Source organism: Pseudomonas sp. 18175 (genome assembly GCF_050432925.1).
Classification (GTDB): Bacteria; Pseudomonadota; Gammaproteobacteria; order Pseudomonadales; family Pseudomonadaceae; genus Aquipseudomonas.
In genome coordinates, this window is sequence record NZ_JBKFTO010000013.1 from 42,041 (window position 1) to 56,305 (window position 14,265).

At 60.4% G+C, this 14,265-nt stretch carries 10 protein-coding genes; 3 read left to right on the forward strand and 7 right to left on the reverse strand.

Annotated features, from left to right (window positions below):
- Window positions 1-168: 168 nt before the first annotated feature.
- Window positions 169-1,260: a hypothetical protein gene (locus ACLD1Y_RS18640; protein WP_429479314.1), complete on the forward strand. Its 1,092-nt coding sequence runs from the start codon at window positions 169-171 to the stop codon at window positions 1,258-1,260.
- A 36-nt stretch (window positions 1,261-1,296) separates the two neighbouring features.
- On the opposite strand, the gene ACLD1Y_RS18645 is transcribed toward ACLD1Y_RS18640, so the two are convergent.
- The 3 genes from ACLD1Y_RS18645 to ACLD1Y_RS18655 form a co-directional block, all read right to left on the reverse strand.
- Complete coding sequence (locus tag ACLD1Y_RS18645; RefSeq protein WP_429479315.1) at window positions 1,297-3,474, reverse strand: hypothetical protein; 2,178 nt, start codon at window positions 3,472-3,474, stop codon at window positions 1,297-1,299.
- Between the two features lie 205 nt (window positions 3,475-3,679).
- Complete coding sequence (locus ACLD1Y_RS18650; protein WP_429479316.1) at window positions 3,680-5,944, reverse strand: putative bifunctional diguanylate cyclase/phosphodiesterase; 2,265 nt, start codon at window positions 5,942-5,944, stop codon at window positions 3,680-3,682.
- A gap of 140 nt (window positions 5,945-6,084) precedes the next feature.
- Complete coding sequence (locus tag ACLD1Y_RS18655) at window positions 6,085-6,450, reverse strand: YkgJ family cysteine cluster protein (RefSeq protein WP_429479317.1); 366 nt, start codon at window positions 6,448-6,450, stop codon at window positions 6,085-6,087.
- A 251-nt stretch (window positions 6,451-6,701) separates the two neighbouring features.
- On the opposite strand from ACLD1Y_RS18655, the gene ACLD1Y_RS18660 reads away from it, so the two are divergent.
- Window positions 6,702-8,048 carry a spinster family MFS transporter gene (locus ACLD1Y_RS18660; protein WP_429479318.1) on the forward strand — a complete coding sequence of 449 codons (1,347 nt, stop codon included), beginning with the start codon at window positions 6,702-6,704 and terminating at the stop codon, window positions 8,046-8,048.
- Window positions 8,049-8,196: 148 nt separating this feature from the next.
- Here ACLD1Y_RS18660 and rapA read toward each other — a convergent pair whose 3' ends face one another.
- Window positions 8,197-11,043 carry an RNA polymerase-associated protein RapA gene (gene rapA, locus ACLD1Y_RS18665; protein WP_429479319.1) on the reverse strand — a complete coding sequence of 949 codons (2,847 nt, stop codon included), beginning with the start codon at window positions 11,041-11,043 and terminating at the stop codon, window positions 8,197-8,199.
- Window positions 11,044-11,262: 219 nt separating this feature from the next.
- Here rapA and ACLD1Y_RS18670 point away from each other — a divergent pair, with 219 nt between their 5' ends.
- Complete coding sequence (locus ACLD1Y_RS18670; RefSeq protein ID WP_429479320.1) at window positions 11,263-11,604, forward strand: aspartate-semialdehyde dehydrogenase; 342 nt, start codon at window positions 11,263-11,265, stop codon at window positions 11,602-11,604.
- Here ACLD1Y_RS18670 and ACLD1Y_RS18675 read toward each other — a convergent pair.
- From ACLD1Y_RS18675 to ACLD1Y_RS18685, 3 genes are all read right to left on the reverse strand, one after another.
- Window positions 11,601-12,782: an aminotransferase class V-fold PLP-dependent enzyme gene (locus tag ACLD1Y_RS18675; protein ID WP_429479321.1), complete on the reverse strand. Its 1,182-nt coding sequence runs from the start codon at window positions 12,780-12,782 to the stop codon at window positions 11,601-11,603. The genes ACLD1Y_RS18670 and ACLD1Y_RS18675 overlap by 4 nt on opposite strands.
- Complete coding sequence (locus tag ACLD1Y_RS18680; RefSeq protein WP_429479322.1) at window positions 12,779-13,249, reverse strand: RidA family protein; 471 nt, start codon at window positions 13,247-13,249, stop codon at window positions 12,779-12,781. Before ACLD1Y_RS18680 ends, ACLD1Y_RS18675 begins: the two co-directional genes overlap by 4 nt.
- An 89-nt stretch (window positions 13,250-13,338) precedes the next feature.
- Complete coding sequence (locus tag ACLD1Y_RS18685; protein ID WP_429479323.1) at window positions 13,339-14,205, reverse strand: LysR substrate-binding domain-containing protein; 867 nt, start codon at window positions 14,203-14,205, stop codon at window positions 13,339-13,341.
- Between the last annotated feature and the right edge of the window lie 60 nt (window positions 14,206-14,265).

A 14,265-nucleotide genomic window follows, 5' to 3' on the forward strand; every position in this document is an offset into this window, starting at 1 on the left:
GCTGAGGGTGACGTGCGCGTCATGGGAACAGTTTTCTCACCGCTAAACCTGCGGAAGAATTGTTTCTCGGTGTGAACAAAGGCGCCTAACCATCAGAAAAGTCCGTAAGGCTCGATGAATTTTTGGTGGATTCCGGTAAAGTTCGCGGCTTGTTCCATGGAGCTAGCCATGCCGTCAGCGCTGCCACCTTTAGAGAAAATGCCGCACCAGTTGCTCTACCTTGTCTACGGTAATGGGGATGTTTATCGGCGCGAGGCCAAGTTCAGCATTCTCACTGCCCTGTCCCAGCTCAAATCAGGCGAGTCGCTGTGCATCCGGGTCATGACCGATCGCCCGCAGGACTACATCGGCTGGCCGGTTGAAACCATCGAGTTGGACCCACAGACCCTCGCTCGGTGGCAAGGCGAAAACGGTTATATCCATCGCCGCAAGGCCTGTGCCATCGCCCAGGGCCTGACGCTGGCAGACAAAACCCTGTTCGTCGACACCGACACGTTGTTCCTCAAGTCTCCCCATCGTGTGTTCGAGCTGATCGAGCCCGGCCAATACGTGATGGACGAGTTCGAATACGATTGGAGCTATGTGTGCAAGCGCCCCGACTACCTCAAGCTGGGTCGTCACCTGCACGCTCACGGCATCAGCGCCAGTAACAGCTTCAAGCTCTACAACAGTGGCCTGTGTGGTGTGCGGGCCAGCGATGGGCCGCTGCTCGACACATCGATTCGGCTGATCGACGAGTGGACCCGCGACGCGTTCGAGATCCATACCATCGAACAAGTCGCAATTTCCTTCGCGATGCGCGGCAATACGGTGCGCGAGGCGCGCAAGTTTGTTCATCACTTCTATGCCGACAAGCGCTTCTTCCATGCGATGCAGGCACATTTCTTCAACCTGCATGGTGAGGCGTTCGACCCCGCGCTGGTTACGCGATGCCTGGACGTGCCCAAGGTCAAGCCGGTGCCGTCGCCCTGGCAGCGGCTGCGTATCAAATGGAAGTTGCGCAATCATCGCAAGCACGTGAAAAGGGTCGGCCGTGACTTGCTCTACGGCAGCGCGGCGCCAGCGCATCCTTATTACGATGTCTGTCGACATGGCTGGTGGGAGTCGGCGTTGCGTGAAATCCGCGGGTGGGACGAAGTCGAGCAGAAAAGGTTTTTTGGCACGAGCGAGAGTCACTGGCCAACACAATTACCCCGGCCTACCAAGCCGACCGACGAGCAAAAGATCCTCACTTTCCTGCGCCAACAACAGGCGCGCTGAAAGGGCGACGGCGTCGAGCGGCGCCGTCGCCTGTGCTCAGGTGGTCTTGCCCGTGTGGTTATTCAACGAAATCACCTTGGTCTTGCCGATCCGGTGACGGTAGATCTCACGCAGGTACTTGACCGCCTTCTTCACGCAATCCCGTGACAGGCGAATGTCATTGATCGACACAAACTTGTCCTTGTCGTTGATCAACTCGCGGTACTTTTTCTCATACATCGGCTTGATCGCGTACCAGTTGGTATCGAGGATTTTTGCCGGGTTCTCGAACTCGTTGAGCAACTCGTCGATACGGTCTTCGTCGAAGTCCTCGTGGATGATGAAGTCCAGGATCGAGTTGTCCAGCGTGTCATCGAAGCGGTACGGGTTGCGCGCAAAGCAGCGTTTGATAAACGCCACGATCAGCGTGAGGAAGTCGTCCGACAGGCACGGGCTTTTGGCGATCAAGGTGGTCAACGACAGGTTGGCCGACGCGCCGATCACCAGGGCATAACGCTTTAGGGTGGTGTTGGGGAACAGGCTGTTGAGGTGGGTCTTGAGCCGGTTCAGGTCCATGTAGGACAGCTTGTAGTCCTTGGGCAGCGACACAATGGACACCACCGACGAGCAGTTCTTGAAGAAGTGCAGGTCATGCAGCGCCGCCGCGTCATAGCCCGAATTCTTGTATTGCTCCAGGGACGCCTTGTAGCGTTTGGATTCAATCGGCAACAGGCTGATGCCTTCGATGGCTTGGGTGACCTTGTTGAAGTGCGGCAGGTCGATGGAGCGGAAGAACAGGTCATCGATATTCAGGCGCTGGGGTTCTTTCTCGAACACCTTGAACTTGTCGCTCGACGGCGGCGGGGTTTCCGGCACCACGGATTCGGCGTAGGCAATCGCCACCGGGCCGGCCAGGCTCATAAACAGGTCGTTGGCATCCAGGCGAATGGTTTCGCCAATGTCGATACCGGCGCGACGGAAGTAATTCTGGTCGTAGTCGGTGGTCACCGCTTGGGCCGTGAGGATGTTGAAGATCTGCTGGGAGATGTACTGGTTGGCGTGTTTTTCCATGGCATTGACATCAATGTTCTGGATATTGCCGTCATCGCTTTCTTCGGCGTAACGCATGATGTCGTTGGAGATCAGCATCATCGCGTTCCACGGGCGGATGCGGCCTTTAACGCTGGCTTCGCTGCTGTCTTCGTTGGCGAAGTTGTAAGAGAAGTCCCATTCTTCCGACAGGTACTTGCACAGCAAGCGCCCGGCGTTGATATGCAGCGCCTCGGACATTTCACTGCGGTGGTCGGAAATATTCGGCAGCACGCAGATACCGCTGGTGAAGATCGGCTCGAACACAAAGGCATGGCCGCTCTTGCTGTCGTGCTCGTCGGCGGGCTTGGTGTCGAACGTCTTGTTCATGTACGAGTGCTGTTGGGCCAGGCCGAATTCCGAGGCCATGCCCGAACCGGTACCGCCGCCAGCGCTGAAAATCGAAAAATACAGGCGCGACTGGTTGGCCTTGATGCCGCAGGAATCGATGAGATACGAGTGGATCATCTTCCAATCGGGGCTAGAAAAGCGCTGGGTGTCTTTATTGAGGATGATCTTGGCCAGGTACTGGCCGAGGATCGGCGCGTTACCGGCGCCACCGGCATGCACTTCCGACAGGTCCATGATCTTCATTTTGCTGTAGTCGCGTAAAAAGCCGCTTTTTTCGCCCTTGCGCGAGAAGCGGATACGCCCGGCGATGTCTTTGTCCAGGTCGCCCAGCATCACCAGTGGTTCCACCAGGAACACTGGTTTGGTGGCCTTGCCGCTGCCCAGGCGCAGGTTGTTGCGGATCCATTGGGCCGGGCTGTAGCCCTTGTCGGCGGACTTGTCCTCGGTGCTGAATTCGTTGAGGTAGAACTTGCGCGCGTTGTACACCAACTCCGCCACGTCCAGCGCAATGTTCGAACCGCAGCGGCCCAGGCCAATCAGGCACACCGACGGGAACTCCTGTTCGCTACGCTGCTCGCCGTCGACTTCCAGGTGCGGCGGGCGCGGGAACACCATGTCGCGCAGGCCGTCGAGGTTATCGAGGATGCGGTCGGTATTGGTTTCGGTGAAATACAGGTATTGCTGGGTGGCCAGCGGGCGCGCGCTGCTCAATGACTTTGAACCTGAGGGCTTGTCCGCAGGAGCGGGGAGCGACACGTCGGATACCACGGTGGCAGAGTTATTTTTAGAAGTCATTGTGCGCCATGTGCCTGGGCGGATGGCTGAAGCAATTCAAAGGGCCATCACGGAATGGGAGTTCGCGACTTTTACAGTGCGTCCTTGTCCGGGACGATGGGGTTGGACCCAGGTTTTTCCACGGGAAACGTGGCCAGACTCTGATGAATCGGCCGTTCGTCGGGGTTCTTTAGGCAAATGATGGCGAAATGCCAAAGATTGGGCGTCAGCGAATTGGCCTGACGACGGACGTGGGCCCGGAGCGGGCAGGGGAAGGCTCTTTCGGTGTGCCGGTGTCCTTGGTGCCCGCGGTGCTGAACGGGTAGAGCGGGTTGCGCATTTCGATGCCCTGGATCACGCCGATGATGTCGCTGGCCGACACCGCCGGGCTCAGCAGGTAGCCCTGGACGAAGTCGCAGCCATGCTTGAGCAGCAGGTCGAACTGGGCCTGGGTTTCCACGCCTTCGGTCACCACCTCCAGGTGCAGGGTGTGAGCCATGCCGATCACGGCCTGGACGATCTCGATATCGGCGGTGGATTTGGGGATGTCCTGGATAAACGAGCGGTCAATCTTCAAGGTGTTGAGGGGCAAGCGCTTGAGGTAGGCGAGGGACGAGTAGCCGGTGCCAAAGTCATCGATGGCCAGGGACACCCCCAGCGCCCGGATTTGCCGCAGCAGCGCCAGGGTGCTGCTGATATTGCCCATCAGCGCGTTTTCGGTGACTTCCAGTTCCAGGCGGTTGGCGCCGATCCCGCTGAAGCGCAAGGCGTCCTCGATCTCATCCGCCAGCTCATCACGGGCCAGGTTCAGGGCCGAGCAGTTCACCGCCATGGTCAATTCGGTGTAGCCCCGTTCCGTCAGCAGGCTCAGGTCGTGACAGGCCTGGCGCAGCACCCAGTGGTCGAGGTCGGCAATCAAGCCGTTGTTCTCAGCAATACCGATGAAGCGGTCCGGGGCCAGCAAACCGTGCTGCGGGTGTTGCCAGCGTACGAGGGCTTCCAGGCGCGTGACTTTGCCCAGCTTCATGTCGAAGATCGGTTGGTAGAACAGCACCAACTGGTTGCGTGTGCGCAGGGCACCGCGCAGTTCCTCTTCCAGTTGCAGTTCGAGGAAGGCGCGGGTTTTCAGGTTGGAGCTGAAGAACGTCAGGCTGTTACGCCCGGTGTCCTTGGATTGGTACAGCGCCAGGTCGGCGGTTTTCAGCAGCTCTTCGCAGGTCAGGCCGTCATCGGGAAACAGGCTGATGCCGATGCTGGTGGTCATCACCATGCGCCGTCCGGCCAGTTCGATGGGCTCTTTCATTTTTTGCATGATGCGCTGGGCCATGTGGCGGGCTTCATCGCGGTGATGGATGCTGATGAGGATGCAGAACTCGTCGCCGCCAAACCGTGCCACCACATCTTCATGGCTGCGTACCGAGCCCTTGATATGCCCGGCCAGCACCGAAAGCAACTGGTCGCCGGCATCGTGGCCGAGGCTGTCATTGATACGCTTGAAGTGGTCGATATCGAGGAAGATCACCGCCATCATGCCGTGTGAGGCGGTTTTTTCGGCGAGTTTTTCCGCAAAGATCTGGTTGAAGCCCCGGCGGTTGAGCAGGCTGGTCAACGCATCATAATGGGCGACTTGTTGTAAGGAGGCGCGGGCCTGGTCCAACTCGCTGAGCAAGGCATTGACCCGGCGCAGGTCACGTTCCTTGTGCTGCAGTTTCTTGTCCGCGAGGGCGGCGCTGATACTGCTGCCGATCACCAACAAGGTAATGACGGCCACCGACAAGCCCAGCTGGATGGGGTTGTTGTCCAGCGGCAGCGACAGGTCGGCACCGTTAGGCACCATCAGGCGCATGGCCGCCATGCCGGTGAAGTGCATGCTCAGGATGCCTGCGCCCAGCACCAGGCTGGCGGCGTACTTGAGCAACTGATGAAACACCCCGGCACCGTTGCGCAAGTAACTCGACAGCAGTAACGCCGCCAGGCTGGCGCCGATGGCAATGGCGACCGAAGCCAGGAACAACTCCGATCCAAAATACACCTGGGCCTGCGAGCGCATCGCCGACATACCGACGTAGTGCATCAAGGCGATGCCAAGCCCCATCCACACCGATGCCAGCACGTACTGGTGAAAGCGCAGTTGGGTATGGCTGAGGGTCTTCATCGCAAACAACGACGCCACCAGCGCAATCAGCAGCGAGGCGAACGTCATGAGCAATTCGTAGTGGATGGCGATGGGGGCCTGGAAGGCCAGCATACTGATGAAATGGGTGGACCAGATGCCGCCGGCCAGGCAACCGGCACCGAGCCAGCGCCAGTGGCGCCTGGCGGTAGGGTCTTCGACATGGCCGACGCGTTCAGCCATGTCCAGCGTGCCGAAACCTGCCGCGCACGCGACCAAGTAGGCCAGCAGCACCAGAAAGGGGTTATGACTGCAATTGAGTAATAAGTGCCCGCTTTCTGGCAGGTCGGTAAAGAAATGCAGACCCAGCCATTCCATAGCATGCCCACCATAGAGTCATTACGTCACTGCCTACGGCGATGACCTACAGAGTCGAGTATAGAAGCCATGGGGGATTCGCCATGAATAATGGCACTTTGCTCTCAACGATTTTGGCATGCCATCCATAGCGTTTAATGCTAAGCGCTGATGGGCAATTCCAGTTTGAACGGCATTTCCAGTGGCGGCAGGCCAAAGGCCGCACGGGCGGCATCGCAATCGACGTTCTGCACGCCCTCGTGCCAGGACGCTTCAAACTCTCGGCAGGGGCTGGAGCGTTGCTCATAGATCGAGCAACGGGTGCCTTTGCCTACTTCGCCCTCAAGGCTGCAGCAGCGTGCAGGCTTCTGGTCGGTACCGATCATCGCCACACGCGTGGGGTTAATCTGAACCACCAGGTCATCGGGCACCGTTCCGCCGGATGAGGCGCACTCTCCCCAAAAGAAAGACACGCGAAAGTAGGAACAGCAGGCACCGCAACTCAGACACGGACTGGCTTCGGACATGGGCGTCATCGATAAGAAAAGCAGGAATGGGGTGTTACGGAAGGCTCGCCATTCTATCCGGGCCATGGCCGTTGGGAAGGGGGGCACTCACATATATTTTTGTAGGGAAAGTCCCGTAATGCCGGGTGAAATCATGCCCTATCAGCTTTACGAATCATTACAGACAACCGCCGTCCGCCTGACTATGTTGCAGGTACCGGGCAGGATGCATCGGGCATCGCAGCTCTCATAACAATAAAAGAGACGGACCCATGCAGAACTCGACCCAAGCGGCGAATGCCTGGCGCATTCTGTTCCTGCTGTTCCTCGCCAACCTGTTCAACTTCTTCGACCGCACCATTCCGGCGATCATCATTGAGCCAATCCGCATGGAATGGCACCTGAGCGACTTTCAGCTCGGCATCATCGGCACCGCCTTTACCATCGTCTACGCCATTGCCGGCCTGCCGCTCGGGCGTATGGCCGACACCGGCTCGCGCAGCAAGCTCATGGGTTGGGGCCTGTTCGCGTGGAGCGGGCTCACGGCGGTCAATGGCATGGTCGGTAGTTTCTGGACCTTTTTGCTGGTGCGCATGGGCATCGGCATCGGTGAAGCCAGTTACGCGCCCGCCGCCAACTCGCTGATTGGCGATCTGTTCCCGGCACACCGTCGCGCCCGGGCCATGGGGATTTTCATGCTGGGCCTGCCGCTGGGGCTGTTGTTGGCCTTCTTTACCATTGGCTGGATGGTCAAGGCGTTTGACAGCTGGCGCGCACCCTTCTTTATTGCCGCTGTGCCGGGGATGATCCTGGCGGTGTTCATGTTCTATATCAAAGAGCCCAAGCGCGGCGCGGCCGAAACCGTGCGTGTTTCCCAGGAGCGTGTCGATCGTCCGATTCGCCGTATCCTGGCGGTACCGACATTCCTTTGGCTGGTGCTGGCGGGGTTGTGTTTCAACTTTGCCACCTATGCCTGCAACTCGTTCCTGGTGCCGATGTTGCAGCGCTACTTTCTGATGCCATTGCAGGAGGCGGCCGTCGCCACAGGCGTGATTGTCGGGTTGACCGGCCTGGTGGGCTTGACGTTGGGCGGCTGGGTTGCCGACAAGATCCATCAGCGCATTGCCAATGGTCGGCTGCTGTTTGCCGCATTCAGCTTGATTATCTCGACCGTCTGCACGGCCTGGGCCTTACATGCGGGGCGCATCGAGATTGGGGTGTTCGTTGCGGTATTCAGTGTGGGCTGGCTGTTTGCCTATAACTTCTATACCTGCGTGTACACCGCGATCCAGGACGTGGTCGAACCGCGCCTGCGAGCCACGGCGATGGCGCTATTTTTTGCAGGCTTGTATTTGCTGGGCGGTGGCATGGGGCCGATTGTGGTGGGCGCCTTGTCTGATCACTTTGCCCATTCGGCGATGTATGCCGCGGGTGCTGAGCAAATGACAGAGGCCTATAAAGCGGTGGGCTTGCATGACGCCATGTACCTGATTCCGGTGGCGCTGTTCTTGACCATGCTGTTTCTGTTCCAGGCCTCACGCTGTTTTGTGCGCGATGCCAAGAAGATGAAGGAGGGGTTGAGTGCAGTGGAGGTGCCGGGTTCAGCGGTGACGGCTTGAGACCGAGTTGACCCCTTCGCGAGCAAGCCCGCTCCCACATTTGATTGCATTTCAACTGGAGAAACTCAATCAAATGTGGGAGCGGGCTTGCTCGCGAAGAGGCCCGAAAGGCATATAAAGAAGGCCCGCATTGCGCGGGCCTTCTTTTTTAGCCGGCGACCAGTACCCGGATCGCTTCCAGACGCAACGCCGCCTTATCCAGCATCGCCAAACCTTGCTCACGCTGGTTACGCAACGCCACCAACTCACTGTCGCGCACGGTCGGGTTGACCGCTTGCAACGCGGTCAATCGCGCCAGTTCTTCGTCGGTGTCTGCCGCCAGGCGACGCTTGGCCTCGGCCACGCGCTCGGCATGTTGCGGGGTGATCTTGTCTTCACCGGCGTTGATCCGTGGCGTCAGCTGGTCGCGCTGGGCCTGGATGAACTTGTTGGCGCTGGCCCGTGGCACGCTTTCCAACTGGTCGTTCAAGGTCACGAACGACACACGGCTCGACAGGTCGTTGCCATTGGCGTCCAGCAGGCAGCGCAAGGCGGCCGGTGGCAGGTAGCGGCCCAATTGCAGCGAGCGCGGTGCAACCACTTCGCTGACGTAGAGCAGTTCCAGCAACACAGTGCCTGGCTTGAGCGCCTTGTTCTTGATCAGCGCCACGGCGGTGTTGCCCATGGAGCCGGACAGCACCAGGTCCATGCCGCCCTGCACCATCGGGTGTTCCCAGGTGATGAACTGCATGTCTTCGCGCGACAGTGCCTGGTTACGGTCGTAGGTGATGGTCACGCCTTCGTCGTCGCCGAGGGGGAAACTGGCGTCGAGCATTTTTTCGCTGGGCTTCAGGATCAGCGCGTTTTCCGAATGGTCTTCGCTGTCGATGCCAAACGCGTCGAACAAGGTTTCCATGTAGATCGGCAGGGCGAACTGGTCGTCTTGCTCCAGGATGTCTTCCACCAGCGCATCACCTTCACCGGCACCACCGGAGTTGAGCTCCAGCAGGCGGTCGCGGCCGGTGTGCAGCTCTTCTTCGAGGCGTTCACGCTCGGTGCGAGCTTCGTCGATCAGGGCTTGCCACTCGCCATCGTCGGCTTCTTCCAGCAGCGGCAGCAGGCGCGGGCCGAACTGGTGTTGCAAGGCGTTGCCGGTCGGGCAGGTGTTGAGGAATGCGTTCAGCGCCTCGTTGTACCACTGGAACAGGCGCTCTTGCGGACTGGTTTCCAGGTACGGCACGTGCAGTTCGATCACGTGTTTCTGGCCGATCCGGTCCAGACGGCCGATGCGCTGTTCCAGCAGGTCGGGGTGGGACGGCAGGTCGAACAGCACCAAGTGGTGGGAGAACTGGAAGTTGCGGCCTTCGCTGCCGATCTCGGAGCAGATCAACACCTGGGCGCCGAACTCTTCATCGGCGAAGTAGGCGGCGGCGCGGTCACGTTCGAGGATGTTCATGCCCTCGTGGAACACCGTGGCCGGGATGCCGGAACGCACGCGCAGGGCGTCTTCCAGGTCCATGGCGGTTTCGGCGTGGGCGCAGATCACCAGGACCTTGGTGCGCTTGAGCATTTTGAGCTGGTCGATCAGCCATTCGACCCGTGGGTCGAAGCGCCACCAGCGGTTTTCTTCTTCGATATCCGGCTGGGCTTGGAAGCTGACTTCCGGGTACAGCTCGGCGTGTTCGCCCAGCGGCAACTCCAGGTATTCGTCCGGGTTCGGCAGCGGGTAGGCGTGCAGCTTGCGCTCCGGGAAGCCTTGTACGGCGGCGCGGGTGTTGCGGAACAGCACGCGGCCGGTGCCGTGGCGGTCGAGCAACTCGCGCACCAGGCGGGCGCTGGCTTCGGTGTCGCCATCGTTGACGGCGGTGAGCAGGGCTTCGCCTTCATCACCGAGGAAACCCTGGATGGTTTTATGCGCTTTAGGCGACAGGCGCCCCTTGTCCATCAACTCCTGCACGGCTTCGGCTACCGGGCGATAGTTCTCGCTCTCGGCGCGGAAGGCGGCCAGGTCGTGGAAGCGGTTCGGGTCCAGCAGACGCAGGCGCGCGAAGTGGCTGTCCTGGCCCAGTTGTTCCGGGGTGGCGGTGAGCAGCAGCACGCCGGGGATCACTTCGGCCAGTTGTTCTACCAGGGCATATTCCGGGCTGGCTTTCTCTTCGTGCCATACCAAGTGGTGGGCTTCGTCGACGACCAGCAAGTCCCAGCCGGCGGCGAACAGCGCGTCCTGGGCCTTCTCGTCGTCCACCAGCCACTCCAGGGCCACCAGCGCAAGCTGAGTGTCTTCGAACGGGTTGGCGGCATCGCTTTCGATAAAACGTTCTTCGTCGAACAGCGCAACCTGCAGGTTGAAGCGGCGGCGCATTTCTACCAGCCATTGGTGCTGCAGGTTTTCCGGCACCAGGATCAGCACGCGGTTGGCGCGGCCCGACAGCAACTGGCGATGGATCACAAGGCCGGCTTCGATGGTCTTGCCCAGGCCTACTTCGTCGGCCAGCAATACCCGTGGCGCGATTCGGTCAGCGACTTCGCGGGCAATGTGCAGTTGGTGGGCAATCGGTTGCGCACGCACGCCACCCAGACCCCACAGGGAGGACTGTAATTGGCGGCTAGTGTGTTCCAGGGTGTGGTAACGCAGTGAGAACCACGCCAGCGGGTCGATCTGGCCGGCGAACAGACGGTCACTGGCCAGGCGGAACTGGATGAAGTTGGAGAGCTGGGTTTCCGGCAGGGTGACCTGCTCGTTCTGCCCATTGAGGCCGTGGTAGACCAGCAGGCCGTCAACGTCGTCGACTTCCTGTACGGTCATTTTCCAGCCTTCGAAATGGGTGATGCTGTCGCCCGGCGAGAACCGCACGCGGGTGAGGGGCGCATTCCGTAGCGCATACTGACGAGTGTCGCCAGTGGCCGGATAGAGCACGGTCAACAAGCGGCCGTCCTGTGCCAGAACGGTGCCTAACCCCAGCTCTGCTTCGCTGTCACTAATCCAGCGTTGCCCCGGTTGATACTGCTGCGCCATGCTGCCTGACTCCCGCCGTGAAAAAGCCGACTATCTTAACGGAACAAGGCCCTCATCCAAAGGACTCTGACAAAAACTACTCCGTTTGAGTGGGTGATCGAAGTTTGAATCGACGGGTGGCGGGCACTTGGGAGTGTCGACTGGGTCACAGCTTGGCGAGCTGGTATTCAAGTCGCCCTGCAACCCGCCGACAGCCTGTTGATCAGGAGAGTAAACCTTATGCTGCCACCCATGCTGCCCGTCAGCGTTGTGCCGGTCACATCACAACTCGATCCGGTGCGCCAGAAGCCGGATATCCCGCCCGTGGTGCCAGTTCAAGCGGGCTCCAATGAAAGCACTATCGACTTGAAAAAGGGCGATGCCGAGCAGTCCACCCTCCTGTTGCGCGAAGAACAACGTCGCCAGCAAGAACAGCAAAAACGCCGGCGCGAAGCCGACGAAGACCCAGAGCAACACCTGGCGATTCCGGGCGATTTGCTCAATGCCGACAACACCGTGCCGGTCATCCCGTTGATCGAAGATGCGCCGCGCCAGGGGCTGTGGGTGGATGTCGAGGTCTAGTCGCGCAGTTCCCGCAGGGCCGTCAGCAGCAACTCGATGTCGTGCTCGTTATTGAGCGGGCTGACGGAGATCCGCGCAACACTGGCCAGGCCTCGCGCCTGCATGTCCAGCGGGGTGTAGGCCACGCCGTTGGCGCCGATGTTTATACGCTTCAAGCCCAGTCGCCGCTTGAGTTCGAAGGCGTCCATGCCTGCGAGGTTGAAGGCGATCAGTCCTGATTGAGCCGTGCCCAGGTCATGCAGGGAAATGCCCGGGATCTGACGCAGCCCTTCGCGGATTCGCGCGCTGGTTTGTGCGACCTGTTCCCATACCTGCTCAATTCCCAACCGATTTATTTCCTGTAAGGCATTGCCCAATCCTGCCAATAGCGCGAAGGATGCCTCGCTGGTTTCAAAGCGGCGGGCGTCGTTGCGCAGTTCAAAACCTTCGGCGGTCCAAGGCGCGGAAAACACATCGCGCTGGGCGGGGTTCAGGTGTTGGAGAAAGCCCGGCCGTATGTAGAGCAATGCCGTACCCCGTGGCCCGCGCAGGTGTTTTCGGCCAGCCGATTTGAGCACATCGCAGTGCAACGCCTGCACATCCACCGGCACCTGGCCGACGGCTTGGCCCGCATCGATGAAGTAGGGGATGGCGTGACGCCTGGCCACTTCGCCGATGGCCTGGGCAGGGTTGATCAGGCCGCCATTGGCCGGGAGCCACGTCAGGTCGATCAGCTTCACGCGGGCATCAATCATCGCCTCCAATGCCAGCGGGCAAACGGCGCCGGTGTTATCGCAGGGAATGACTTCTACACAGGCGCCGGCCTGGACGGCCAGCTCCATGCTCGCCAGGTTGCCACCCCATTCGTGACGCCCCACCAGGATGCGATCTCCCCGCTGCCACGGCCCCAATGCCTGGAAGGCCATGCTCCAGGCGGTCGAGCCACTGCTGGCAAACGCAATCGAGGCGGCAGGCGCATTGAGCAGTTGCCCGGCAGCGCGTCGGGCTTTTTCCACCAGCACGGCGCCGTGTTCACTCGCCTCCATCGGCCCGTCGCGGGCTTCGCGTTGCAGCTGCTCGATGATTGCATCGAGCGTCGCCTGGCTGGGCAGGGAGGCCCCGGCGTGGTTGAAGTGCACGATGCCGGACCGGCAACCGGGCGTGGCATCACGCAACTGCTGGACGTGCAGGGGGCTCATGGGCGCAGCTCAAAAATCGCGTCAACCTCCACCGCCACACCGGCTGGCAGGCTGGAGACACCCACGGCGGTGCGCACATGTCGGCCCTTGTCACCGAGGACGTTGACCAGCAGGTTGGACGCGCCATTGGCGACCGCGCTCTGTTGCTTGAAGTCGGCGCTGCTGGCGATGAAAACCCCCAGGCGCAGGGTGCGCGCCAGGCGCGACAGGTCATCCCCCAGCGCGTCGCTCAATTGGCCGAGCAGGCTGAGGGCCGCCAGTTCCGCGGCCTGGGTGCCTTCTGCATCGCTGAGGGATTCACCTAATCGGCCGACGTAGGCAGGTTTGCTGTCCACCATCGGAATTTGCCCGGAGACCAATAGCTGGTTGTGGCTGATGACGTAGTTGATGTAATTGGCTGCCGGCTGACCGGGCGTGGGCAGTGTCAGGCCGAGGGCTTGCACGCGTTGACGCAGGGAGTCGCTCATGATCAATCCTCTGGGTTGGGAGGCTTGAGCATGTTGTCTGCATCGATGGGCGACAAACGGATAGATCTCACACGATGTATCGAAATAACTCACACGTCGCAGCAGACTTCCTTCAACCACTGACTGAAACACGCTGCCGCTTCGCCGGTGGCACCTTGGGGGGCGATCAGCCAATAGCCGATGTCGCTGTGGTAGGGCGGCCAGTCGAAGGCTTGTACCAGGCTGCCGTCTTTAAGCCTGCGTTCGATCAGGCGATGGCGACCCATGGCGATCCCCTGGCCAGCCACGGCGGCTTCGACCACGATGTTGTAGTCGTGCAGCATCACGCGAGGGTGGCTGGCGAGGTCGACTTGATAGTGCCTGGACCAATCGGTCCATTCGAATGGGCGGTGGGAGGTGGCCATCAGCAGCGGGCTGTCATGCCGTGCCTTGAACGCTGGACTGCACACGGGCGAGATCACTTCCGGCATCAGGCGGGTGGCCTGCACGTCGGGCCAATCACCCTTGCCGTAACGGATCGCCAGGTCGACTTCGGCGCCAGCCACGTTGGCCAACTGAATGGCTGGCAACAACTCCACCTGGATATGCGGGTAACGGTTGAGAAAATCCGCCAGGCGTGGGGCCAGCCACAAGGTGGCAAAGGAGGCCAGCAAGCCGATGCGTAGTACTGTGGTGCTTGGCGCGACCCTTTGGCTACGGGTCGCGGCGGCGATGGCATCGAGGGCCGGGCGGATTTCGTCGTAGTAGCGCTGGCCGTCGGCGGTCAGGTCTATGGCGCGGGTGCGCCGGATAAACAACGGTCTGCCCAGGTGATGCTCAAGCTTTTGCACTTGGTGGCTCAAGGCGCTTTGGGTTACCGAGAGTTCACTCGCCGCCTTGATGAAACTCAAGTGCCGCGCCACCGCCTCGAAGGCGCGCAGGGCCAGCAATGGCGGAAGGTCCTTATGCAGTGCCACCTGAGCGCGTCTCCAGTGCATGGGAAAGTGCCGATTTTGGGCGATGCCCTGCATTTTGTC